The organism is Bacillus sp. FJAT-29790 (assembly GCF_019039215.1).
GTDB lineage: Bacteria > Bacillota > Bacilli > Bacillales > Cytobacillaceae > Cytobacillus.
Genome location: NZ_JAHNZZ010000003.1, coordinates 266,790 through 289,764 on the forward strand (window position 1 = coordinate 266,790; position 22,975 = coordinate 289,764).

Consider the following 22,975-nt stretch of genomic DNA (forward strand, 5'->3'; position numbering starts at 1 on the left):
ATTCTCTTATCTAACTATTGCTCTAATTCGAATGACAAAGGAGAAAATACATAATGAAACCAACTTTCCTCTCTCTCTCTTTTTGTATTTTCATTCCATTGTTAAGCGGCTGCTGGGATCGTGTGGAAGTTAACGATTTAGCTATTGTAACGGCTACAGCAATTGACCATACAGAAGATGACCAGATCAAAGTTTCTGTTCAAGTGTTTATTCCCCGTGCCCTCGGCAGCGGGGGAGGAACGGGGGGAGGAGGCGAAGAATCAACATTGGTTAGAAGCGGCATCGGTTCGAATTTGGCTGATGCTGTCTCTAAACTCCAAATGCATCTGCCGCGGAAACTTTTTTGGGGACAATGTAAGGTATTTATTTTCGGAAAAGACTTGGCTAAAAAAGGGATCCAAGAACAGCTCGATTATTTAACTCGCTTTCCGCAGCCAAGAGATCGAGCTTATATGTATGTTAGTAAAGATGCAGAAAAAGTGCTTGAATTACTTCCTCCTTTAGAACGTTATTCAGGTGAAGTGCTTAAAGAACTATCAGATTTCCAAATTGGAATGCGAATAACGATGAAGGATTTAACATTAATGCTAACAAATGAAGCGCAAAATGCCGCACTTCCAGATGTGAAAATTTTGCCGCCTGAAGAAGGGAAAAAAGAAACTGAAACCATTCCTTTTATTTCAGGAACTGCGGTATTTAAGAAGGATAAAATGATAGGCCGAATGAATGCAAATCATACACGAGGGATATTATGGCTTAGGAATGAAATGAAGGAATATACCATTTCCTTTAGGCCTGCGGGTGAAAGCGGCGAAATCTCGCTTAGTCCAGTCACATCAGATGTTAAGCTAATCCCGAGCGTAATGGATGGTCAGTGGAAAATGACTGTTAAAGTACGTACAGAGGGGAATGTCGTCCAAAATGAAACAAAGCTCGCTCTTTTGAACCCTGTTATCATTCAAAGACTTGAAAAGGATTTCCAGAAAAAAATCAAAAATCGGATCGAATTAGCGGTAAAACAACTTCAAGAAGAGTTCAATGCAGATATTATCGGTTTTGCAGAAAAATTCCATCGACATTACCCGAAAGAATGGAAAAAGGTGAAAAACAGATGGGATGAGGTGTTCCCTCAAGTAGAAGTAAAGGTGAATGTTGAAGCCTATATCCATAGACCAGGATTTACCGGTGCACCTACTAGCATACCTGAAGATGAGGTGAAAAAGGAATGAAATGGGGCATTTTTTTAGGAGTTCTCCTTTTTATTGGTTTAATCGGAGTCTATGAACGGCCGAAAATGAAAAAGTACCCTAGAAAAGATAAAATCGCATTTTTTACATTATTGACCATGGCTGGTATTCTTTCTTTATTTGATCTTCCTAACATGCCTGGACCAGTAACATTCCTCGAAAGTATTTTTAAACCGATTAGAAGATTTATGGAGGGATAACTTATTATCTTCGTATTTTAATTTTAAATAAAAGGATGGTTTGTTTATGGAGAAAGGAAAAATTGTTGCTTTGCAAATGTGCATGATGATGTATCCCGCCATTATCGCGACAGCCATTCTTGCAGTTCCAGGAATTACAGCAAGATTCGCAAAACAAGATTTATGGCTTTCACCAATTTGGGCTTCTCTCATAGGTATATTAACACTGTTTATTGTGATTCGGCTATACAAGCTATTCCCGCAGCAATCGTTTTTTCAAATATGTGAACAAACCATTGGAAAGTTTACTGGAAAACTGCTAGGGCTTATCTATTTTTACTTTCTTATTTTAAATACTGGGTCCATGACTAGAACGTACGGGGAATTTATCGCGGGGGCTTTTTTTGCCAAAACACCCAAAAGTGTCATTATGGTCTCCATTCTCATTCTCTCTGCCTTTGCGGTTCTCGGGGGTATAGAAGTAGTAGGTAGACTTGCTCAAATATTCTTTCCAATTTTTTCATTTTCAATTTTTATTATTTTCATATTATTAATTCCAGCATATCAACCAGGGAATATCATGCCGATTTTAGAAAATGGATTACTCCCTTCTTTAAAAGGAGCGATGGTTCCGCAAGCATGGTTTGGGGAAACTTTCATCATTATCTTTCTCCTTCCCTTCTTAACAGATGCAAAAAAAGGGCTGAAATGGGGAATGATCACCGTTTTTATTGTGTTGTTAACGATGGTAACAACTAATATCGCCGTCCTTTTCATCTTGGGACACAATACTGCCGAAAATGTTTATCCGATGTTGGTCGCTACTCGGTTTGTTAACTTAGGTGAATTTATTGAAAATTTGGATCCTGTAATCATTGCTGTGTGGGTATTGGGGGAGTTTGTAAAAATCACCGTATTTTATTATGTGACAGCCTTAGCAACAGCACAATGGCTGAATTTATCCGGCTATAAACCACTTGTATGGCCACTTGGCATTCTAATCATGGAAATGAGCTTTTGGTCATTGCCAAATTTAATGAGTAAAAATAATTTTGATATGTTTATATTTCCATTTTTTTCATTTGTTTCACAAACATTAGTCCCGGCTTTTTTATTAGTAATTGCAAGTATGAAGAAAAAAGTGAAAGGAAATGCAGTTAAAGGAAATCGCTAAATTCATTTCAACCATGGTTCAATCATTTTTGTCTATTCGATATTCCAGACGTACTAAATAGTGTATTTTCATCATTTGCTGCTTCGCCCGATACATGATTCTAGGATCTCCCCGCTACTAGAATCGATATTTATTACAACATCATGACTGAATTTGTTTATTTCTATTTCATAATATCCTTTTTCAGGTTGTAAATTTACATTGATTACTTTTCCTTTTGCATATTTTGTGGCAATCGCCATTGCTTCTACTTTAGATATATTTACATTCACATCCACTTTATTCGCTGGGATTACACTCACATTATTCACTGAAATCACGCTGTCTCTATTCTCAAATGCTTGATCATTTATTGTTTTATCTGAAACGGCACCCACGCCAATTGCTTTTCCCATAAAAACCAAACCAATTATACCTGCTAAGAATATTTTACGTATCATCTGTACCGTCCTCCTCTGTTTTGCTGTTACTTATATAATAGCTAGCGAAAATGAGGACAGTCGGATAACAAACTGAGAATTCCATGAGAATCATCTGAGTGGATAATAATGCTGGTTTTCTTCACTAAAAACACCTATAAACGTGTGCATGTAAATGACGACCGCCCCACTTTCACTGCGCTGGTTATGGTGCGTCTAAGGCTTGTTCAAGTAAGCAGACCGTCAATCTATTATTTTCATACAAAATAAAGCTCCCAACTTCAAGGCCCTATTGAAGTCGGAAGCTTCTCGCAAATTTGGATAGCATTCATTTTTAATCTTCCCAAGTAATCGACATGACCTCTCCTGAAATTGAGTTTATTTGGACAGTTGCATCATTATCATCTTTGCGATCAATTTCAACAAGATAATAGGTTAAACCGTTTGATTGTTCAATACTAACGTCATCTACTTCACCGCTGACATTTTTTAAAGCAATTTTTATTGCGTCTTCTTTCGTCAAACTCTTTACAGACTCTTTAGGCTCCGTAATTTCTTTTATAGTTGAATTAACAGTTTCCCCGTTTAAAGCATTGATTTTATAGGTTATCTGTCTTGTCTGATCTTGGACAAGAGCGTAATAATAGGTCCCGTCAGCTTCTGTTTTCTTTTCCAGCTTCTTTATTTCACCTTGTTGCTGCTGATGAATAAGTGCATTAATTTCAGCTTCGGTTAATTCCTTCCTGCTATTTGCCTGATTCTCATGACCCGTTCTTGTTAAACTGCTAATATCACCAGTATCTCGATTAATTTCAACCACATATGTTCCAGTTTCTAATTCAATCGTAATCTGATATTGATTTTCCTGTTCGTTTATTTGAACGACATTGCCGTTGTATCTATCTTGAACGAGCTTACTTGCTTCATCAGCTGTCAGGGGTTTAGCAGATGTAACTATTCTAGTCATTTGCCAGCCTGCTACAACAATGAAACTTAAAGCAGCTATTGCAAAAATTAATTTCCGCAGATTTCTTTGTCTCATTATATTCACCCCATAATAATTTGAGTAAGGCTAACCTAAGAATAAGGCTCTTTTCGCATATATTGTCGTTTTTAGCCTTCTAAGTTTACCCGTTGAATTCCGCTGCGGGCACTTGCTTTCCGCGGGGAGGGACGGGAGCTTCCTCGGCGTTACCGCCTGTGGGGTCTCCCGCTTCCCTCTATTCCCGCAGGAGTCAAGTGCCCTCCGCTCCAATCAACTCAGATGTTAATATAAAATCATACTAAAAAAGCAACAAAGTTTACGAAAACAGCCAAAAATAACAATCATTCTAAATGTATAATTTATGATAATAATTAGCCTTATTAAAACAATACACGATCATTATGAGATTTTAATGAGAATCCACTAACTCAAGCCATATTTGAGCTGTCGTGCCTTGACCTTCAACACTTTCTAGACGAATTTCAGCACCCATCGCTTCTGCAATATCTTTGGCAAGCGGCAAGCCGAGACCAAATCCCCCTGACTTTCTTGTTCTCGCCTTATCTACTCGGAAAAGGCGGTCAAACACTTTATCAATTTCGGAAGATGGGATACCTATCCCCCTGTCGATAACCTCAATGACAGCTTTATTGTGATTAGTCTTGATTCTGACTGTTATCGCTGCCTCACTGTATTTATGGGCATTTTCGATTAATATAAAAAGCAATTGTTTTAGTTTTTGTAGATCAGCTTTAACGGTGACTTGTTGATCCACCAAGAGCTCAATTTCCCGTTTAAATCCTTCTCGAAATGAACGTATCGTTTCTTCAACTAATCCAGTTAAAGTTATATTTTTTAAATCAATCTTCCATTTTTCATCATGCTTAGCAAGTAGTAACAATTGTTGGGTCATATCTTTCATTCTGATTGCCTCAGAATGAATGGCTTCCACTGATTCCTCAAACAGCTCTGGTTCTTCTCTTCCTCTGCGCTTTAAAAGGCTCGCATAAGCTTCGATTACCGTTAGCGGTGTTTTTAACTCATGCGAAGCATTTGACACAAACTGTTCCTGCTTCTCATAATTTGCCTCGAGAAGATCCATCATATCGTTGAATGTTTCTCCCATTTGATAAAGCTCGTCCTTTGATTGTTTTGGTAAAGGAATTCGTTTGTATTGGCCGCTTCTCCGAATATCACGCATTGTATTTATCATTGAAGAAATGGGCCGGATAATAAAATTACTCAACAGCCGAGCTGATAAAAGAACGGGAATTGTTGCTATCAATGAGACAACAATTAATACAACTCGCAGTGTTTTTAATATATTTGCGGTTGGTGCCAGGTTTTCTGTTATTTGGATATCCACAACTTCACCGCCAGCCCAAATAATCGGAATCGAAACGAATGCATAAGGTACCCCTTTATATTCTATGATTTCGCGCATTTCCCCTTGATTAAATTTTATGGGACGTTTAAGGAGTCTTTGTTGCTCTGGAGCTGTAACGGATGCGACAGCTTTGCCATCCGCAGTGACGATACGGATCATCCCATTAATCGGTACATAAGCTCTCAGCAAGTCATGAGATGGAATCGTTGTCCCCGTTTGATTAATTCCTTTACTTGTTTGTGTTGCTTCTGCTTCAGCCCGATCTAATTCACTTTTATAAATCATTCTATCAAATGATAAATAGATGGCTCCATTAACGACAAGCAGCAGACATATAAATACGACCGTTGTATATAGATTAATTTTACTTCGAAGATTCATCGCGAATCCTTTAGTACATAGCCGACGCCGCGGACGGTATGTATTAATGCTTGATCATAGCCTTTATCGATTTTATTGCGTAAATAGCGAATATACACATCAACGATATTCGTATCTCCATAATAATCGAAGCCCCAAACCCCATTTAAGAGTTGCTCCCTATTAAGAACTTGGCGGGAATTCTTCATTAAATAAGCAAGCAGATCAAATTCACGAGGAGTCAACTCAATTTGATCGTCCCTCCTCATAACCTCCCGTGTCACTTCACTCATTTTTAAATCAGAAACCTGGAGCCATTCTTGATCGACTTCAACATTTTCTTGCTTTCGGTTTAATCTTAATGTTGCCCGAATTCTTGCTAAAAGTTCCTCAATTTGAAATGGTTTAGTAATATAATCGTTTGCTCCCAAGTCCAGCCCTGACACCTTATCCTCAACTGAATCTTTTGCCGTAAGCAAAATTACCGGCGTTGCCTGATCACCGGAACGAATCCGGCGAAGCACCTCAATCCCGCTTTTACCCGGGAGCATCACATCAAGGAGAATTAAATCCCACGATTGGTCATGAAATAACCGTAATCCCTCTAGACCATCTAATGCTTTTCCGACTTGATATCCTTCATATGTGAGCTCCAATTCCAGCACGCGCGCAATCTTCTCTTCATCTTCAACGATTAATATCTTTTGCTTTTCCATCTTCATCCCTCATTCTAAAAAATTACATATGTAAAAAAACCTTGCACTATTCTTTATATTTATTAACATACGCCTTCTTGCTCAAAAAAATTTATTTACTGATAAATTTAAAATGTAAACAGGACCAATCCTTTTCGATTGGTCCTGTTTACATTATTTTATTTCATCATCTGCTTGATAAGTTTTTTATTCCCTTTGTTTAAAATATTCTCATAGTCGATGTATTCATAGATGTCATCTGTGATGCTGCTACTGAACTTAGCTAACTCTTCGATTGTTAAATCTTCAATCGCCTTTTTTTGCTCTTCACAATAAATGATGAGCTTACCAACGATTTCGTGGGCATCTCTGAATGCTGTTCCTTTACTCACTAAATAATCGGCTACTTCGGTTGCGTTCAAGAAGCCTGCTTTAATGGCAGCTTTCATGTTTTCTTCCTTCACATGCAGCGTATCGATCATTTTTGACATAATTTCAAGGCAATCCATCACTGTATCGATGGCATCAAAGAATTGTTCTTTATCTTCCTGCATGTCTTTATTATATGTGAGCGGCAAGCCTTTTAGCGTCGTCAACAATGAGAAGAGAGACCCGTATACTCTGCCTGCTTTGCCTCTTATAAGTTCAGCTGCATCCGGATTTTTCTTTTGAGGCATAATGCTGCTGCCCGTTGAATAGGCATCATCCATATCGATGAATTTGAATTCCTGGCTGCTCCAGAGAATGAGTTCTTCACTTAATCGACTCAAGTGCATCATTGCTATTGAAAAACTAGACATGAGTTCAAGCAAGTAATCCCGATCACTTACTCCGTCTAAAAAATTGTCTACCGGTTTAGAAAATCCTAAAAGGTCAGTCGTAATTTGACGGTCAATGTTATGGGTCGTACCCGCCAATGCACCGCATCCGAGCGGGTTTTCATCCAAAATATCAATGGCATTTCCGACCCTTTTTTTGTCACGACTAAACATTTGTGCATATGCACCGAGATGATGGCCGAAAGTTACGACTTGTGCCCGTTGCAAATGTGTGTATCCTGGCATGATGACATTATTATTTGCTGCTTTTTCATTTAACGAGTCGATCAATTGTTGAAGAGCAGTCATCACTTCTCCAGCTTTATTTTTTGCGTAAAGCCTCATGTCTACCGCCACTTGGTCATTCCTGCTTCTAGCCGTATGAAGTTTCTTCCCTGTTTCACCAATTCTCTTCGTCAAATTCATTTCCACAAAAGAATGGATATCTTCATATTCGCCTTCCACTTTCAAAACACCTGACTCAATGTCACTCAAAATTGATTCAAGTCCGCTAATAAGCAGATTCCCTTCAGACTCTGTCAGCAACTCACATTTAACGAGCATCGTAACATGTGCAATGCTTCCTGTAATATCCTCGTAATATAGTCGATGATCTACAGGCAAAGATGTATTGAATTTCTCCATAATTTCATCTTCACGCTTTGTAAATCGTCCGCCCCATAGTTTCACTTACACTTCAACCCCTTATCTATACTTCCTTGCTTGCATCTTCGATAATACAAAAACAAGTTTTCTAATAATAAAATTTATTACTTTTAATTTATTTTAGATATACTTTCTTGTAATTCTTCAATATTCCCCTTTTTACGCATATACCACACACCGTTATAAACAGCGAAATTGTAAAAGATAAATCCTAGGATTGCCGCAATAATAGACATAAATGGCTCAGGAATAATCCCATGACCGCCAAAGTTTCCTAAATAGGACATTGCTACAAGCATTAAAATATAAATAACAAGATATAGACCACCAATAATTTCTATCGTTTTATATTTATTGATAAAATGAGTGACTAAATAAGCGCCAATTCCGATAATCAATCCTGTAATTGCAAGTTGTACCCTGCTCCAGTTTGTCCAATAAATAAGAAGCGTAGCAAAAACAAAGGCTAACGGTGCGATAATATGCATACCTGGAAGACCATTGTTTTTCGTAAGACCAACCTTACGGAAAACCATGACCGTTACACACGCAGAAGCATATTTAAAAATACCGATTGCTCCAACAATGGCAACAATTGCCGTCCAACTTTTCAATGGAAATAAGAAGAGCAAACCGATAAAGAAATTAAGAGCTAGTGCACGAGTTGGTACACCAAATCTTTTATTAATTGTTCCAAAGAATGAAGGTAAAAACCTACTTTTCGCCATTCCAAAGACATGTCTTGAAGTTCCAGCTGTATAAGTAAGCGCCGAACCAGTTGGCGAAACCATTGCATCAGCTGTAATGATCCATGATAACCAAACCATATTGGCCATAAGTGCTAAATTAGCAAACGGAGAATCAAACTTAATTCCACTCCAGCCATTAGTAAGCATTTCTGGTGGGACCGCTCCAATAAAAACGATTTGGAGTAACACATATAATATGGCTGCAACTACAAGAGAAGTAATGAGAGCTAGTGGAATATTACGTCTAGGGTTGACAACCTCACCACTCATCATTACCACATTACCAAATCCTGTATATGCAAAAAAGATACCGCTAGTTAAAATCGCGCTTAATCCAGCACCATAACCATTCGGTGCAAACCCTTGACTTGTAAAGTTTTCTGCATGAAAACCTGACATAAAAAACGCAATGATTGTTAGGACAGGAACAATAAATTTAATAGTAGTAATGACTGTATTCGTAACGGCAAATAATTTTACACCAAAATAGTTGAAAACCACAAAGAATACCATCAAAAGGACCGAAGCTAACATACCTGTTGCAGTTAGTTGCTCTTTCGTCATATCATACAGACCTGGCCAGAATTGATTAGCATATTGTATAACTCCTGCGGATTCCACAGGTGCGGTTGCACAATATCCAAGCCAAATGGAGTAACTAGTTACTGTAGCAAGCATCGTACCATGGGAATAAAGGGGATAACGACCTAGACCACCTGTTTCAGGCTTAACTCTTCCTAATTCAGCATAAATAAGAGCGATAAGTGTAATGGCAATTGCACCAATTACCCAAGACATAATAGCCGCTGGACCAGCCAATTTTGCCGCTGCCCACGGCCCAAAAAGCCAGCTTGATCCAATAATTCCACCAAGAGACAGTGCAGTAAGTGACCAAAATCCCATTCTCTTTTTCAAATATTGTTCTTGATTCATGAAGTTCCCTCTCTCTTAACGTTGTATAAATATTTGAATAAATTCCATAAGGCCTTTATTTAATCAAAAATTATTCGTTTTCGGTTCAGCTAAATACATTATGAAATTTACTCATTTATCTATTAAATCCCCTTATTTACCCTACATAGTATTTTAAAATACTCCATAACTTATTATTAATTTTTCTTTTTCCTTATTTGCCCCCAAACGTAATATTCTCGAACCTTTCAAAGTACTCAAACTTTATATAGGGGTATATAATTCGAATTTACCCTAAAATGAATTATATTTAACGTTTTTATGAAATGCAATAATTTTTTAAAATTGTTAGTTAATTTTGTATTATTATTATTTTAATAAAAAGACTGTTGAGATATAATTCCCAACAGTCTTAAACAATTTTATATAAAGGAAATGGGGACGGAGTAACGTTAAAACTCAATAAGCCTATCTAGGCTAATTAGTAAATAGACTAGATTCGCTTGATTAAGTAGGGAAATTCCTCTTCGCTCACGCCGCCATATTATGTTAGTGTAGCTTAAATATTTATATATTTAAATGGTTGCGCTAGTACGCCATATTGGTTTTATATGGCGAGTTTATCAGTTTGTATACCCGTCTCGGCCTTCCTCTTGTCGGGTATTCTTCCACTCCGATACATTCAGCTAAACCAGCCTCACATAAACCTTCTATAAATCTTCTTGTATTTCTTTCATCCTTGGAAAGTTGCATTGAAATGTCCTTGATTGTAAAATCTTTTATTCCCGCATTCCTAATTAAAGAAAATATTTCGATATAATGTTTAACACTGATTTTTGCATTTTGGAGATTCGTCATAAAGTTTTTATCGTTAAAGTAGGGATAATCAAACATTTCGATGTTTTCACTTTCTGCCTCAACCACTTCGCCATTTTCCTGGACAATGATAATGGAGCCAAATCTCTCTTTAGATAATCTTAGCGCATTGTTTGCATTCAGTTCCGCTGAAAATACCGTTTCACCAAATCCTATACCGACGCCCACCTTCAATCCAGACTCCAAGATCATATTGTTTACGGTCTCTTCAATCTTTTGTATTTCTCTTTCACTGTCGCCACGTGAACTAAAAATTAAATATCGTCCAAGTCCTTTTTCTACGAGTGATCCATTTAAATGTTCACTTAGATTTATTAGAATCTCTTTTAACTTTAATTCCATAAATTGCAGCTGATAGGTTTGTTTCGAACTTTTGAAATGGTTTTCTAAATGATCCATTTCAAATAATTGGACAGCAACTTGAGAATCCATAAAGTAAAATGTCTTTATTTTTTCGGAAAGGATATTTAATGTATGCTGGATTTCAATATCACTTGTTGAAATTCTGAATGCAGGAACACCCTTTTCTTTAAGTTGTAAATATACTTCTTCAAAGCAAGTAATCGCCCCTCTTGTATCGCCTTTATCCCATAATTGCAGATGAAAATCGATTAACTCTTCTGTAGACGTTTTTTCAGAAAAGGTTTTCACAAAAATATTTTTAGGTTGGATATTGAGCTGGTTTAAAGCAGTCTCCAAATGACTTTTTGAAATCTCATCTATACTCACATGATCTAAAAAAGAACCAGTTTTGAATGAGAACTCTAATAACCCTTTGAAAATACCAGCTTCGGTATGTTCGATATAAATTTGTTTTTCTGTATTTCCTTCTGCTTCACATGCTATGTTATAGGAAATTCTCCCTGAAAAAATCCAAAAATCGACATTGTTACTATTGTTTTTAATAATATCCTCTGTTTCCTTCACTTCTTTGTAAGGATACGTTAAAAAAATCACATCTAACTTTAAACCTTGTGCAATATGTATAATTCTTTCGACAGTGGATTGTGGACCAACTATTCCCACTCTAAGCATGGTCAAGCACTCCTTTATCTGTAACTGCTTTCTTCGATTCTGCCTTAATAATACACATTATTTAGGAAAATATTAAGTTCATATTTTAAATTGGCAATATGTTAGAATCCGTTCTTTCTTATGCAGTCTACATTTTCATACGCAAAAAATAAGCCTGCTTAAATGCATGCCTATTTTAGCTATCCATAACTTCAATCTAGTGAATCCGAAAACTTTTAGCGATTAAATCTCGCTTTTTAAATGGGGGCGGGCTAAATGTGTCTTCTCGGTCTTAATCTCCTTATTTCCCTTAATGAATTCCCTGACTTCACTCGGTGTAAGTCCAATCTGCTTAGCAGTCAATATAAGAGCAATCCACTCCTCTTCGAGCTTCCCCCACTGTTTTCCCACGGTCGAATTCACTATCATCATCTCCCTCGCTTTTCAAAATACGTGAGGAATTCTAAAAAAATTATCAGATTACAATTCAAAGACTTAGATATTCGTTCACAGACCTTTTTGAAAATGATTCTATGGTAGTCTATGCGACGAAAAACAGGAAAATTCCCCTACTTCCTTAATACCAGTTTATAGATATTTCAGCATCTGCATGGATATTTGGAAAGGGCTGACAAAGACCCACCGTTTTGAATCTGGCATAATAAATAAAAAAGGCACTGGGGCAAAATAAGCCACAATGTCCTTTAATTTACGTGAACAAAACTCAAATTATTTTCTGTTATTATCCGCGAAAACAGCCATGGCATCTTTCATAAATTCCGCTAAGCCTTCACCAAATTTATCGATATTCTTAGTAAATCGCTCATCATCCACATACATTTGGCCTAGTCCTTTGAATGCATCAAGTGAGTATTCGCCCATTTCATTCAAAAAATCAAACCATTCTTTAATACCCATTTGTGCCTCTTCTGATTTTGGCGATGTGTGACGAATTGCAGCTAACTTTCGATAAATAACATTAAAATCTTCAGCAAAATCCTTTTGTTCGTCCTTAGACATGTTCCCTACCTTTGCGTTTGCCTTATCGACGGCTTTATCTCCCCAACGTTCCCTTGCCTCTTGCTCATATGGATTGTGACTAAAGTCAAATCCCGCAAATTTCTCTTCGTTCGACATTTGAATTTCTCCTTTCGAGTGTTGAATTGTTTTCACAACCGTCGTGATCATTTGATCAAGTCGCCTTCTTCTCTCAAGCAACATTTTACGATGAAGCTTGAGTGCCTCCTCTCGATCAAATGATGGACTATTGATAATCTCTTTAATTTTCTTTAAAGGGAAGCCAAGCTCTCTAAAAAATAAGATTTGTTGCAAAACCTCGAGATTTGCATCTGAGTACAACCGATAACCGGATTCGGTTGTCTTCTCCGGGATTAATAACCCGATCTCATCGTAATGATGTAATGTACGCACACTTATCCCAACTAAATCCGCCACTTCTTTCACTTTCATTATCCTTTGCCTCCCTTCAATCGTTACTATAAAGTATAACGTAACGTGAGAGTCAATCGGAATTTAGACTATTTTTCGAGCTTCATAAAAAAAGCCTTCACCTAAATAATTTTCAGGTAAAGGCTTTTCATTGACTAAACATATTTTTGTTTCTCGTTATATTTGCATCACTAAATAAAAAACCACCAAATGGTTATCTCTGGTGGGGATGGGCTTGTTAGCTTGATAATTTCAATAAATCAGCAGCTTGGTTTTCAGTGATATCTTTAACTAAGATCAGCTCACTAATCATATTTCTTCGTGCTTGATTTAACATTTGTTTCTCGCTTGAATTAAGCGCTTTTTCCTTCCCGCGATGTAAGAGATCCTTAACTACTTCTGCTGAATCATGCATGTCGCCTGTCTTCATTTTTTCCATATTCGAATTAAATCTTTCTTTCCAAGGAAGAGAGCAATTTGATTCTACATTGTGAAAATCAAATAATATATCGTTCATTGTCTTCCGATCAACGATTGAACGCACCCCAGATTTCTGCATCTTTTTTGTAGGGATCATGATGTCCATCTTATTAAGAGGTATGGTAATCACACAATATTCCTGTGTTTTCCCTAAGATTTCCTTTTCTTCTATGGCTTCGATAATACCTGCCCCATGCATGGGATAAAAAACTTTGTCGCCAATTTGAAACAAATCATCCACCCCCATATGTTCTTATCTATAGGGTATCATATATATTTATTTTAATCAAATTTTTTATTTTACCACGAATAAAGTGAATGTGTCAATATATTTTTCTCGTTTTCCAATGCTAAAAAAGGGGAAAATGGTAAAATTTAATTTTCTAGAAATACCCAAAAAAATTCACTCAATCTGTATAATCCCTATTTAGCAAATATGGCACTTTAAGTGCTTATCGCAGATTGCATAAAGGATATTGGTAACCCAATAAATAAGAAAAGCTGACTCTAAAAAGTCATTATTAATGACATTTGAGTCAGCTTCTTCCCGATTAAACTTTAAATTTCATAATTAAATATTGAAGGTCTTCCGCCATATGGGCAAGGGAAGTTGCCGAAGCAGCAATCTCCTGCATAGAGGCTAGCTGCTCTTCTGTGGCTGCAGAAACTCCTTGAATTTCTGCAGTTGTATTTGTAGCAATTCCTTCGATTCCATTGACAATTTGAACCACTTCTTCTGCTTCCTGTGTTATTTCTTGTATGGATGATGATACTTCCTGAATTTGAGTAGTGACCCGATCGACGAATTGTTGAATTTGCAGGAATGCTTCTCCAGCATCTTTTACAAGACTAATTCCTTTCTCAACCTCTATCGTTCCTTTACTCATGGATGTAACGGCATGATCAGTATCGGTTTGGATCGATGTGATTAAATGTCGAATATTTTCCGTAGACTTAGCGGACTGCTCGGCCAATTTCCTAACTTCTTCTGCGACCACCGCAAAGCCTTTCCCTTGTTCGCCTGCTCTTGCGGCTTCAATGGCTGCATTTAATGCTAATAGATTCGTTTGTGAAGCGATATCCGAAATAACATCAATGATTTGATAAATTTCACCGGAGCGTTCACCGAGCGCCTGAATCACAATTCCGAGATTATTGACGGTTTCATTAATATTCATCATTTGTTTTGCAGATAATTGAATAGCATCATTTCCTTTAATAACCACTTCAGCAGCCTCAATTGAAGTATTTGTAACGGTTTGGGAACTTTTCATAATCTGTTCAATTTCAGTGTTCAACCCTCTAATGACATCATTGCCATCCTTTACCATTATCGTTTGTTTCTCTGTGCCAGCAGCAACCTCTTCGACTGCATTGGCAACCTGTTCCGACGCTTGATTATTTTGTTCTGAACTTGCCATCAGTTGTTGAGACGAAGCAGCAAGCTGGTCCGCTTTTTCCCCGACATGTCGAATGACTTCTTGAAGTGAAGCGACCATTTTATTAAAGCTTATCCCTAACTTACTGATCTCATCATTGTTTTTAACTTCAAATTTCTGAGTAAGATCGCCATCAATAACCTTCTCCGTGACAGAGATCAATTGGTTTAGTGGCCGAGTGATTGATCGAACGATTAAATAGGCGAAAACGCTTCCAATGAAGATGAAAATGATGACAACATAGAAAGTTGTTAATAAAATGGGCCTTGAATCCTGATTTGCTTCATCTAGCGCCATGATTCCAGCGATCTTAAACCCAGTCAAATCATTCGTTACGAAATCCATCTTATCCGTTTTATCAATAAGCTGCCCGCTCTTCTTTTCCAAAAGCGGCTGCACCCAGCTGCCTTCTGCCTTTGCTCCTGTTTCCTCAGTCGGATGAACCAGGTAGTTTCCTTCTGCACTTAAAACAATGGGGTATCCATCCTTGCCAATTTTGATCCCGCTTGTTACTTCTGTTACCGCATCGAGATTGAGGTCAATGCCAATCACCCCTGAGCCATCTTTTAACTCTTGAGCAATCGTAACAAGAACATTCCCTGTAAAAGCATCCACATATGGTTCAGTAATAATCGCTTTTCCTTTCATCGGTTTAGCCTCGATATACCACGGACGTTTTCTAGCATCATACCCTTCCGGAAGATCAGTCGGCGGGTAAACCATAAACTCGCCCATTTCCGTTCCAGCATAAACAGAAACAACTTCCGGATGCAGTGATTGATACTGATTTAAAGCATTCAATGAACTTTGAACTTCATCATCAGAAAATGAGGTTTGACTTAATTTATTTGCAAAATAAGAAGCATCATTTACCTTGGATTTCATTTGATTGGTTAGGAACCGATCAATAATCCGCACATTTTCTTTTGAACCGATTTCAATCTTTTCCTCTACCTTTTTTTGAGCATTAATAAAGGAAAAGAACCCGATCGTGATGGATGGAATTAATAAAATTAATAAAAATGAAAATAGTAATTTCCGTCTGATACTAAGGGTAAAAACCTTTTTTTCGTTCATTGTGAATACGCCCTCTTTCTATATAGTTATACAAAAGATGTGTAAAACTACTAAAAATATACATTTGAAGAATTTCACTCCAACTATCCAATTATAACAATTTAATAATCGAAATTATATAAAAACTAAGTAGGGATTTCGGACGTATAGGATTGAAAAGAACGCTTAATTGTACCAACATTTAATAAGAAGGATTTAGAAAAAGCAGGAATTAACAATCAACCAATTTAAACACAAAAAAAGCAGAGATTTACATCTCTGCTTTTTAAATCTCAGCACCTAACTGTTTATTATTCCTCTGTACCCAAAGCTTCCAGCTTCGGTTCCGCTTTCTGATTGTATAAAGGCAAAATGAAAAACATGCCGATAAGAAACACGATTGCCGCAGTTTCAAAAATGGCGACCAAGGAGAATTGCTGTTTTAAGATCCCTGCCGCACTCATCGTCAGCACCATCGAACCCATGAACAGAGGGGTTAAGATTCCATTGACCCGGCCGATATAAGCCCCTTCTGTTCTTTGCAAAATCATCGTATTAATACCGATCTGAATACATGGCAACATAAGCCCATTGAAAAACTCAGCTGTTAATGTAAGCCAAAGGTTTGTTGATAAACCCATTACAGCAATGCCAATACCATTAACAAGCATGCCAAATGTGAGTAGCCTTTGCGGAGCTACCGTTTTGGCGAAAATCATCACACCTGCTCCCCCTAAGATCATTCCCGTTCCATTCACCATAAACAGCCATTGGAGGTTTTCCTTCGGCAAGCCTAATTGTTCTGTTACAAGGAAAATCGAAAGCGGATGAATGAAGCCTAATCCAAGCCCCGCTGCCAAGAAACATAAACCTAAAAGACGTAATTCTTTCTTCTCCAAAACATATTTAACCCCACTTTTCATTTCTTGTAATAATGAGGTATCCCCGTTCTCTCCTTCCATTTTGTGATCTGGAGGAAGGAAACCAAGTGCAGCAGCTGATAGTAAAAAGGCGATGCCAGTAATCGCAATGGAAATATCGATCCCAAAGGATTGGAAGGCGAATGTTCCAAGGATTGGACCCAAAACCATAAAAATGGCGAACATGGTTTGATAGACTGACATCCCCGCCTGAATTTGTTCCTCCGGTAAATGCATTTTAAATAGCTTCATACCGGAAGGCTGAGAGAATTGTGAAAGAATGGCTGATACTAAAGTGGCAAAAAACACGACATGCCAAGATCCAAATATAAGCGTGATAAGCACAGCAAATACAGATAAGGCACTTAAAATATCGCACCATACCATTGTTCTTTTCGGACGCCAACGGTCAGCAAATGTTCCGCCAATAAATGAAAATATAAAGATCGGTGCGAATTCTGCAACAGAAATCATCGAAACCGCAAACGGATCCCCATTTGTCTGTTCCATGACAAAGAGCAGAACAGCAAAATTCCGCACCCAAATGCCGATTTGTAAAAACAATCCGGAAACAATAATTGCTTGAAAAACACGATTGCCAAACAAGTTAGATGACTTCTTTCCTGATAAACTTTCTTCCAAAATAAAAACCTCCTGCGAAATTTCTGGACAGGAGGAAGTACAATACAACAGCAAAAATGGCACAACATCCCTAACAGAAGGGACACAATGATCATATTGGTTTGTATATAAATGTACAGACTAATCCTATCCAGAAAAAAAGAATCGTATATATTTAACGAATTTTTCTTTAAAATAGGATTAATTGATCATTGTTCCACGGACACCCTTCCGTTTTTTGTTAATTACATAATAAATGAACCTATAGAATAAATCAAGATTTTTTCATTGACAGTTAAATTTTACAAGCTTAGTTCATTGAATTTGATTAAACAGATATTCAATTGAAAACGAACAACTCCTGAAGAAACCAACATATCTTCAACTTGATTTTTCCTGATTATACCCGATGTCTCCATATGGCTGCAGCTTATTTAACCATTTCTCTTCAAGCTTTTTGAGTTCATTTTTTTCATCAAAATAACCATCTTTTTTCTTTTTGAGGATCTCAAGCACCTCAAATACAAATGCATCTTTACCATATTGGTTCCATTCTTCCTGCAGACGCTTATTTGTACTCGTACCCATTTCCAATTCGAATTTCTTCCCATTTAAGGTCTTCAAATTCCTCGTGCTTCCAACAAAAGTCATTTGATTTTTAATATTTTTTATCTGATAGACTCCAGCTTTAATTTCCGTTTCTTTGTAAAGCTGCTTTAATTCTTTTTTTCGTTCCATATAATTTCGAACCTCTTTCCAACATTATTTTTTCAGCCAATACTCGCTGCCATCAGGTTTTCGATCTAAAAAACCGTATTCAATTAAGTATCTCCTTAACAAAACATAATCATGATATACTTCTTCCAATATTTGATTAATTTCCTTTTCTCCATAAATCGTTTCATACGTAAAGCGTTCTGCAACAGCCCGAAGAACAACAAGCCTTTGTTTTTCTTTCGGCGGGAAGGTTTTCAACTGTCCTTTTGTACCTTCTGGAAAAAACTTCATTAATAACTTTTCATTTTCTTCTTTCGTTACATTGTAACGGTCATCAACCATCTTGGCCGTTTTGTGATAGTCGATAAACACTGGCGCATAATTGTCCTTTTCTTTTAACAATTCCATCATTGTCAAAAACACCTTCGCTTGCCTTTCTTTTTCCTTTAAGATAAAACGATGATTTCGAATCGTGGAAGCACTTCCGATCCCCATTTCTTTTTGTACGTCCGCATCGCTTTTTCCCTCATAAAAAAGCCGAAGGAGACGATTTTGGTGATCTGTAAGTCCAGTAAGCTTTTTATCAAGATCAATTAAGTAATCGAACACCGATTGATGGGTGTTTTCAATATGCAGACGCATAAATCTTTCAGCTTCGTAATAAACGCCATCCTCATGAAAGACAATCCCTTTTTCCATTGCCTTTCCGCAAAGAAGGCAAACATAATGTTCTCCCTGTTGAATATATCCCCGCTTAATTTCCTCGACTGAAGCACCCCAAAAGAGCTCAGATTCACGCATAACATAGTCACAACCTTAATTTGTTTGTATTATAATAGACATTATATAATTTTGTTTATAATTTGTGAACTCAACATCAATAACTAAATGCCTGAAATTAAGTATAAGAAATGCGATCTTTGTATTAAGACATGAATTTGTTATTATTGAATGCATAGAACAAGCAGCAGTGAAGCCAATTAAAGAGCTACCATCTCGAAAGGAGTTGTTTTTATGGAAAGAAAGAAAAGATATCAAGCATTGCTTGATAATATCAATCAATATAACTCTGGGGATGTGGGGATTACTAGAGTTGCCTATACAAATCTTGAACAGTCTTGTACCCACGCATTTATGCGTATGTGTAAAGCAGAGGGGCTAGAAATCCGCTTGGATAATTGCGGAAACCTAATTGCAAGACGAAAAGGGAAAATGGATAAGCTGGCACCTGTCGTTATGGGCTCCCATTTGGATACGGTTTACCAAGGTGGAAAATATGATGGTGTTGTGGGAGTAACCGCGGCTTTAGAAGTAATCAAACGGCTAAATGAAAAAGGAATTGTCACAGATCATCCTATTGAGGTTATTTCATTTGCATGTGAAGAATCTTCTCGCTTTGGCGTCTCTACAGTGGGCAGCAAAGCAATGGCTGGTCTATTTGAGAAGGAGAAATACAGACATTTAAAAGACCGGGATGGCATTTCGATGGAAAAGGCATTTTCCCTATGTGCTCTAGATTTTAATAATGTCGATGAGGCAAGCAGGGTAAATGAAAAGTTTAAAGCATTTTTCGAGTTACACATTGAACAAGGACCAGTGCTTGAAAACATTGGCAAAAAGATTGGTATCGTTACAGGTATTGCCGCGCCTGCGAGATTTCTAATTAAAATAGCCGGAAAAGCATCGCATTCCGGAACAACGCCGATGAATATGAGAAGAGACGCCCTTCTTGGAGCATCCGAGATCGCCCTCGAGCTTGAAAAAGCAGCTAACGAAGAGCAAGCTCATGGCACCGTTGCTACAGTAGGTGTCTTAGATGTATTTTCCGGAGCAATGAACGTGGTGCCTGGTGAGGTTGAGCTCAAAGTCGATATTCGATCCTCCTCCCTTGAATCGAGACAGCGAGTCATAGACCATTTATATCAAACAATTTCATCCGTGCAGAAAAAAAGAAAGCTTGATTTTGAAACTAAACAAATCAGTTCAGAAAACCCCGTATTGCTGTCTAATGAACTAATGGATGTTCTCGAAACCATTTGTAAAGAAAAAGACCTTTCCCATCAAATGATGCAAAGCGGTGCAGGGCATGACGCCATGAACATGACAAGACTCGGTCCAGTCGGCCTCATTTTTATTCCTTCAGTAGACGGACTTAGTCATCATCCAGAGGAGTTTACCGAACTAGATGACATAATAAATGGGATTGATGTATTGGAAGAAGCTGTTCTACACTATGCAAAAGTAAGTTCATCTTTTTTCGGATGAATAAGAAATTGCTACAAAGTGTCCACAGTAAAACCCGTCCTAGAGACGGGTTTTATAAATTTACAATTTAATATTATGTTCAGCTTATGTCTCAAGGATTAGATATTTATCTTACCAAGGTTTTTCTACCAAGACTCCTATTTATGCTGACAATCTTACCCTTTATAATTTAATAAAGTTTTTCTGATTTCCTGTATCGGTTTTTCCAAATTAATATCCATTTGGATAAGTTCAATCCAATCTTTATTAAGTTCTTCTACTGTATCATTCCAATAATTCTTCACGATATTGCTTTTGTACTACTATTTCCATACATATCCATACTCTGGATAAATTTTTTACTCTTAATATTCAAAATAAATGTCGGTATGTTTTTCCAGTACACTAGGGTAACATCTTGGGCAATATTTCCGGTTAAGAAAAGGTAAGTTATCCCTTGGTAATGATGAAAGTTGACTTTGCCAAAAGTACATTTCACAAAAGGCGCATACCCCTTTATCTTTCACAAAAACATCTCCTTTAGTGTTTTTTATACTTATTTGTTAACCACAATTTCATATTATGTTCCGCGAATGTCCTATGGCTAGACGTTTACCTAATCATTTCAATCAATAAGCACAAAAAAGAGCCCTTTGGCTCTTTTCTTGTGCTTTACAGATGTATAAAAAACTTAAATTTGCAATTAAAACATTTGCTGCCATGGAACTTATGCCATCTATTGCTTGTAAAAATGACAGTTTTTTTCATGTATAATTTGTTATGAAAGGAGTGATTAAATTTGAAGATTTTATTCATTGCTGCACTAGCCATTTTCCTTTTATATTTAATAAAAAAAGCCTACAAAAACACGAAGGATATCGTGATAAATAAAGTTAAAATTAATAAAGAATTTTTAAGCGGACATAGTCCGAAATTAAATATTCTTCAACTTTCTGATTTGCATCTCGAAAATATTTCGATTTCCCCTGAAGAACTGTATGAAAAGTTAAAAGAGGAGCCAGTTGATTTGATTGCACTCACTGGGGATTTCCTAGACCGTAAACGTACCATCCCTAAGCTTATCCCATATTTAGAAGCACTGAACCAATTAAATGCAAAACATGGCATCTATGCCGTTCTAGGGAATCATGACTATGTCCTGCGCGATAATAACTTGCAAACATTAATAGAAACGCTTGAACTATATAACTGCAAGGTTTTGCAAAATGAAAATGACACGATTCTTGTACAGGGATATCCAGTTAACATCATTGGCATTGATGACTTTAGCACAAAACGAAGCAAACTTGAAGCATCTTACAAAGGGATTAAACCAGGAACAAACCTTGTATTAACCCATGATCCAAATGTTGTCCTGCATATGAAGAAATACCATTTTGATTATTTGCTTGCCGGCCATTTCCACGGAGGGCAAATCTGCTATCCAAAAGCATATCACCTTGTAAAAATGGGAAAGCTTGCAAGGATGAATATTATAAAAGGATTCCATATGCAGGATGGGAAACCTTTTTATATCAGTGAAGGTCTTGGTCAAACAGGTGTAAATATCCGTATTGGGAGCCGGCCTGAAATTACTCTGCATGAGTTATCATTGGCAGTTGCTGATAAAGAAGCACTTTCAGCCATTTAGGGAGAATGCTGTAATTTTTAACAGCATTCTCTTTTTAAATCATAATTAAAAATATTGTTAAGAACTTAGCATTAAATAAAGTAATTGGCTCACTCGCCGATTACCTCCGTTCAAACCTCTGACTTCCTACCTCTAGAATCATACATATTTGATAATTTATTTGTTGACATCACTAAATAATTTGGCTTTTGATGCTTAAAGATATGCCAGATAGACCTATTTGGGCTGGTAAGAAGCCCTATTGGCAAAAAAGCAAACCATTTAAACCATTTATAAATGGGATGAGAGATGTCAAAAATCTCAAACCCAAGCCTTTTACATCCTTTATTTAACAGCGTAATTCCTATAATTCCCTTTATCTCATTTGAAGTGCAACATTTCCGAATGTAAGTTTCTACACCTGGCAAAGATTTTTGAACGTATCGATAAATAATTTTCGCTTTTTTAAGTTCACTTTTTATGTCTTTTAATTCATTCAATAGTCTGACATTGTGAAGGTGAATCTTTACTAAAGTATCATTTTTGTTTATTGGTGTTCCATCAGAAAGGACGATATTCCGCCCTTTATATTTTGTCAGTTTAATCCTGAAAATATTATCTTCCTTTTTAACACATGGAGGGTATTTAAGATTTGAGCAGAAATAGTAAATGGGGTCGATTAGTCTCCAAATCGAAAGAACATAACCTCTCATGCCTCCTGCCTCTCTTTCTCTTTCCTTTTTTCACTTTATTTTTTATTAAAGTACAAAGTTTTATTTAAGGAAAAATTTTCACTTAAAATTAATAGAGAAAAATGGTTACTGTTCTTGGCAGTTTTTTCGAAAAAATATTATGGAAGTGTTGTTTCTTTAGGCAGTTTTCGCATATATTGTTGTTTTAGCCTACAAAGTTTGCCCGTTGATTTCCGCTGCGGGCAC

The 22,975-nt window shown here is 36.9% G+C and carries 20 protein-coding genes and 1 pseudogene; 5 read left to right on the plus strand and 16 right to left on the minus strand.

From position 1 onward, the window contains the following. The first annotated feature begins 53 nt into the window (after positions 1-53). The 3 genes from BGM26_RS18005 to BGM26_RS18015 are packed head-to-tail and all read left to right on the plus strand — an operon-like array spanning position 54 to position 2,600. Positions 54-1,229 carry a Ger(x)C family spore germination protein gene (locus BGM26_RS18005; RefSeq protein WP_217041680.1) on the plus strand — a complete coding sequence of 392 codons (1,176 nt, stop codon included), beginning with the start codon at positions 54-56 and terminating at the stop codon, positions 1,227-1,229. Next, positions 1,226-1,447 (plus strand): hypothetical protein, encoded by a 222-nt coding sequence (locus BGM26_RS18010; RefSeq protein WP_217041681.1) that lies wholly within the window; start codon positions 1,226-1,228, stop codon positions 1,445-1,447. Before BGM26_RS18005 ends, BGM26_RS18010 begins: the two co-directional genes overlap by 4 nt. 46 nt (positions 1,448-1,493) lie before the next feature. Beyond that, positions 1,494-2,600, plus strand: a complete 1,107-nt coding sequence (locus BGM26_RS18015) for a GerAB/ArcD/ProY family transporter (protein WP_217041682.1) — start codon at positions 1,494-1,496, stop codon at positions 2,598-2,600. 71 nt (positions 2,601-2,671) lie between these two features. Here BGM26_RS18015 and BGM26_RS18020 read toward each other — a convergent pair whose 3' ends face one another. From BGM26_RS18020 to BGM26_RS18085, 15 genes and pseudogenes are all read right to left on the minus strand, one after another. After that, entirely contained in the window at positions 2,672-3,040 is a 369-nt protein-coding gene (locus BGM26_RS18020) for a PepSY domain-containing protein (protein ID WP_217041683.1), read from the minus strand. A 313-nt stretch (positions 3,041-3,353) separates the two neighbouring features. Continuing rightward, complete coding sequence (locus tag BGM26_RS18025) at positions 3,354-4,061, minus strand: PepSY domain-containing protein (RefSeq protein WP_254119681.1); 708 nt, start codon at positions 4,059-4,061, stop codon at positions 3,354-3,356. A 352-nt stretch (positions 4,062-4,413) separates the two neighbouring features. Continuing rightward, entirely contained in the window at positions 4,414-5,772 is a 1,359-nt protein-coding gene (locus BGM26_RS18030; protein ID WP_217041684.1) for a HAMP domain-containing sensor histidine kinase, read from the minus strand. After that, on the minus strand, positions 5,769-6,467 hold the full coding sequence (locus BGM26_RS18035) for a response regulator transcription factor (protein ID WP_217041685.1): 699 nt from the start codon (positions 6,465-6,467) through the stop codon (positions 5,769-5,771). The genes BGM26_RS18030 and BGM26_RS18035 overlap by 4 nt, the downstream gene beginning before the upstream one ends. 158 nt (positions 6,468-6,625) lie before the next feature. After that, a complete protein-coding gene (gene argH, locus BGM26_RS18040; protein WP_217041686.1) occupies positions 6,626-7,954 on the minus strand; it encodes an argininosuccinate lyase in 1,329 nt (442 codons plus the stop codon). Positions 7,955-8,040: 86 nt separating this feature from the next. Beyond that, on the minus strand, positions 8,041-9,612 hold the full coding sequence (locus BGM26_RS18045; RefSeq protein ID WP_217041687.1) for an APC family permease: 1,572 nt from the start codon (positions 9,610-9,612) through the stop codon (positions 8,041-8,043). A 567-nt stretch (positions 9,613-10,179) separates the two neighbouring features. Then, the gene (locus BGM26_RS18050; protein ID WP_217041688.1) at positions 10,180-11,502 is read right to left on the minus strand and encodes a hypothetical protein; all 1,323 of its coding nucleotides are present in this window, start codon (positions 11,500-11,502) and stop codon (positions 10,180-10,182) included. A 222-nt stretch (positions 11,503-11,724) separates the two neighbouring features. Then, on the minus strand, positions 11,725-11,904 hold the full coding sequence (locus BGM26_RS18055) for an anti-repressor SinI family protein (protein WP_254119684.1): 180 nt from the start codon (positions 11,902-11,904) through the stop codon (positions 11,725-11,727). A 306-nt stretch (positions 11,905-12,210) separates the two neighbouring features. After that, the gene (locus tag BGM26_RS18060) at positions 12,211-12,951 is read right to left on the minus strand and encodes a MerR family transcriptional regulator (RefSeq protein ID WP_217041690.1); all 741 of its coding nucleotides are present in this window, start codon (positions 12,949-12,951) and stop codon (positions 12,211-12,213) included. Between the two features lie 217 nt (positions 12,952-13,168). Then, a complete protein-coding gene (locus tag BGM26_RS18065; RefSeq protein WP_483297815.1) occupies positions 13,169-13,642 on the minus strand; it encodes a CarD family transcriptional regulator in 474 nt (157 codons plus the stop codon). 319 nt (positions 13,643-13,961) lie between these two features. Next, the gene (locus tag BGM26_RS22020; protein WP_483297825.1) at positions 13,962-14,909 is read right to left on the minus strand and encodes a methyl-accepting chemotaxis protein; all 948 of its coding nucleotides are present in this window, start codon (positions 14,907-14,909) and stop codon (positions 13,962-13,964) included. Next, positions 14,901-15,926 (minus strand): annotated as a pseudogene (locus BGM26_RS22025) (HAMP domain-containing protein); the annotation flags it as partial. The gene BGM26_RS22020 and the pseudogene BGM26_RS22025, both read right to left, overlap by 9 nt. Positions 15,927-16,216: 290 nt before the next feature. Next, on the minus strand, positions 16,217-17,467 hold the full coding sequence (locus tag BGM26_RS18075; protein WP_483297816.1) for an MFS transporter: 1,251 nt from the start codon (positions 17,465-17,467) through the stop codon (positions 16,217-16,219). 360 nt (positions 17,468-17,827) lie between these two features. Then, positions 17,828-18,184 (minus strand): GIY-YIG nuclease family protein, encoded by a 357-nt coding sequence (locus tag BGM26_RS18080; RefSeq protein ID WP_217041693.1) that lies wholly within the window; start codon positions 18,182-18,184, stop codon positions 17,828-17,830. A gap of 24 nt (positions 18,185-18,208) precedes the next feature. After that, complete coding sequence (locus tag BGM26_RS18085; protein WP_217041694.1) at positions 18,209-18,964, minus strand: DUF2087 domain-containing protein; 756 nt, start codon at positions 18,962-18,964, stop codon at positions 18,209-18,211. A 213-nt stretch (positions 18,965-19,177) separates the two neighbouring features. Between BGM26_RS18085 and BGM26_RS18090 the strand changes: the two genes are divergently transcribed. Together BGM26_RS18090 and BGM26_RS18095 are read left to right on the plus strand one after the other, a co-directional pair. Then, positions 19,178-20,428, plus strand: coding sequence for a Zn-dependent hydrolase (locus tag BGM26_RS18090; RefSeq protein WP_217041695.1), 1,251 nt, complete (start codon positions 19,178-19,180; stop codon positions 20,426-20,428). A 778-nt stretch (positions 20,429-21,206) separates the two neighbouring features. After that, a complete protein-coding gene (locus BGM26_RS18095; RefSeq protein WP_217041696.1) occupies positions 21,207-22,058 on the plus strand; it encodes a metallophosphoesterase in 852 nt (283 codons plus the stop codon). A 110-nt stretch (positions 22,059-22,168) separates the two neighbouring features. Here the strand turns inward: BGM26_RS18095 and BGM26_RS18100 are convergent, their stop codons facing one another. Further along, entirely contained in the window at positions 22,169-22,750 is a 582-nt protein-coding gene (locus BGM26_RS18100; protein WP_217041697.1) for a YkoP family protein, read from the minus strand. Positions 22,751-22,975 lie beyond the last annotated feature (225 nt).

Bases quoted from the DNA above. Each gene is read 5' to 3' on its own strand.
- BGM26_RS18005 (WP_217041680.1), top strand. From the start codon at position 54: ATGAAACCAACTTTCCTCTCTCTCTCTTTTTGTATTTTCATTCCATTG.
- BGM26_RS18010 (WP_217041681.1), top strand. From the start codon at position 1,226: ATGAAATGGGGCATTTTTTTAGGAGTTCTCCTTTTTATTGGTTTAATC.
- BGM26_RS18015 (WP_217041682.1), top strand. From the start codon at position 1,494: ATGGAGAAAGGAAAAATTGTTGCTTTGCAAATGTGCATGATGATGTAT.
- BGM26_RS18020 (WP_217041683.1), bottom strand. From the start codon at position 3,040: ATGATACGTAAAATATTCTTAGCAGGTATAATTGGTTTGGTTTTTATG.
- BGM26_RS18025 (WP_254119681.1), bottom strand. From the start codon at position 4,061: ATGAGACAAAGAAATCTGCGGAAATTAATTTTTGCAATAGCTGCTTTA.
- BGM26_RS18030 (WP_217041684.1), bottom strand. From the start codon at position 5,772: ATGAATCTTCGAAGTAAAATTAATCTATATACAACGGTCGTATTTATA.
- BGM26_RS18035 (WP_217041685.1), bottom strand. From the start codon at position 6,467: ATGGAAAAGCAAAAGATATTAATCGTTGAAGATGAAGAGAAGATTGCG.
- BGM26_RS18045 (WP_217041687.1), bottom strand. From the start codon at position 9,612: ATGAATCAAGAACAATATTTGAAAAAGAGAATGGGATTTTGGTCACTT.
- BGM26_RS18050 (WP_217041688.1), bottom strand. From the start codon at position 11,502: ATGCTTAGAGTGGGAATAGTTGGTCCACAATCCACTGTCGAAAGAATT.
- BGM26_RS18060 (WP_217041690.1), bottom strand. From the start codon at position 12,951: ATGAAAGTGAAAGAAGTGGCGGATTTAGTTGGGATAAGTGTGCGTACA.
- BGM26_RS22020 (WP_483297825.1), bottom strand. From the start codon at position 14,909: ATGGTCGCTTCACTTCAAGAAGTCATTCGACATGTCGGGGAAAAAGCG.
- BGM26_RS18080 (WP_217041693.1), bottom strand. From the start codon at position 18,184: ATGGAACGAAAAAAAGAATTAAAGCAGCTTTACAAAGAAACGGAAATT.
- BGM26_RS18085 (WP_217041694.1), bottom strand. From the start codon at position 18,964: ATGCGTGAATCTGAGCTCTTTTGGGGTGCTTCAGTCGAGGAAATTAAG.
- BGM26_RS18090 (WP_217041695.1), top strand. From the start codon at position 19,178: ATGGAAAGAAAGAAAAGATATCAAGCATTGCTTGATAATATCAATCAA.
- BGM26_RS18100 (WP_217041697.1), bottom strand. From the start codon at position 22,750: ATGAGAGGTTATGTTCTTTCGATTTGGAGACTAATCGACCCCATTTAC.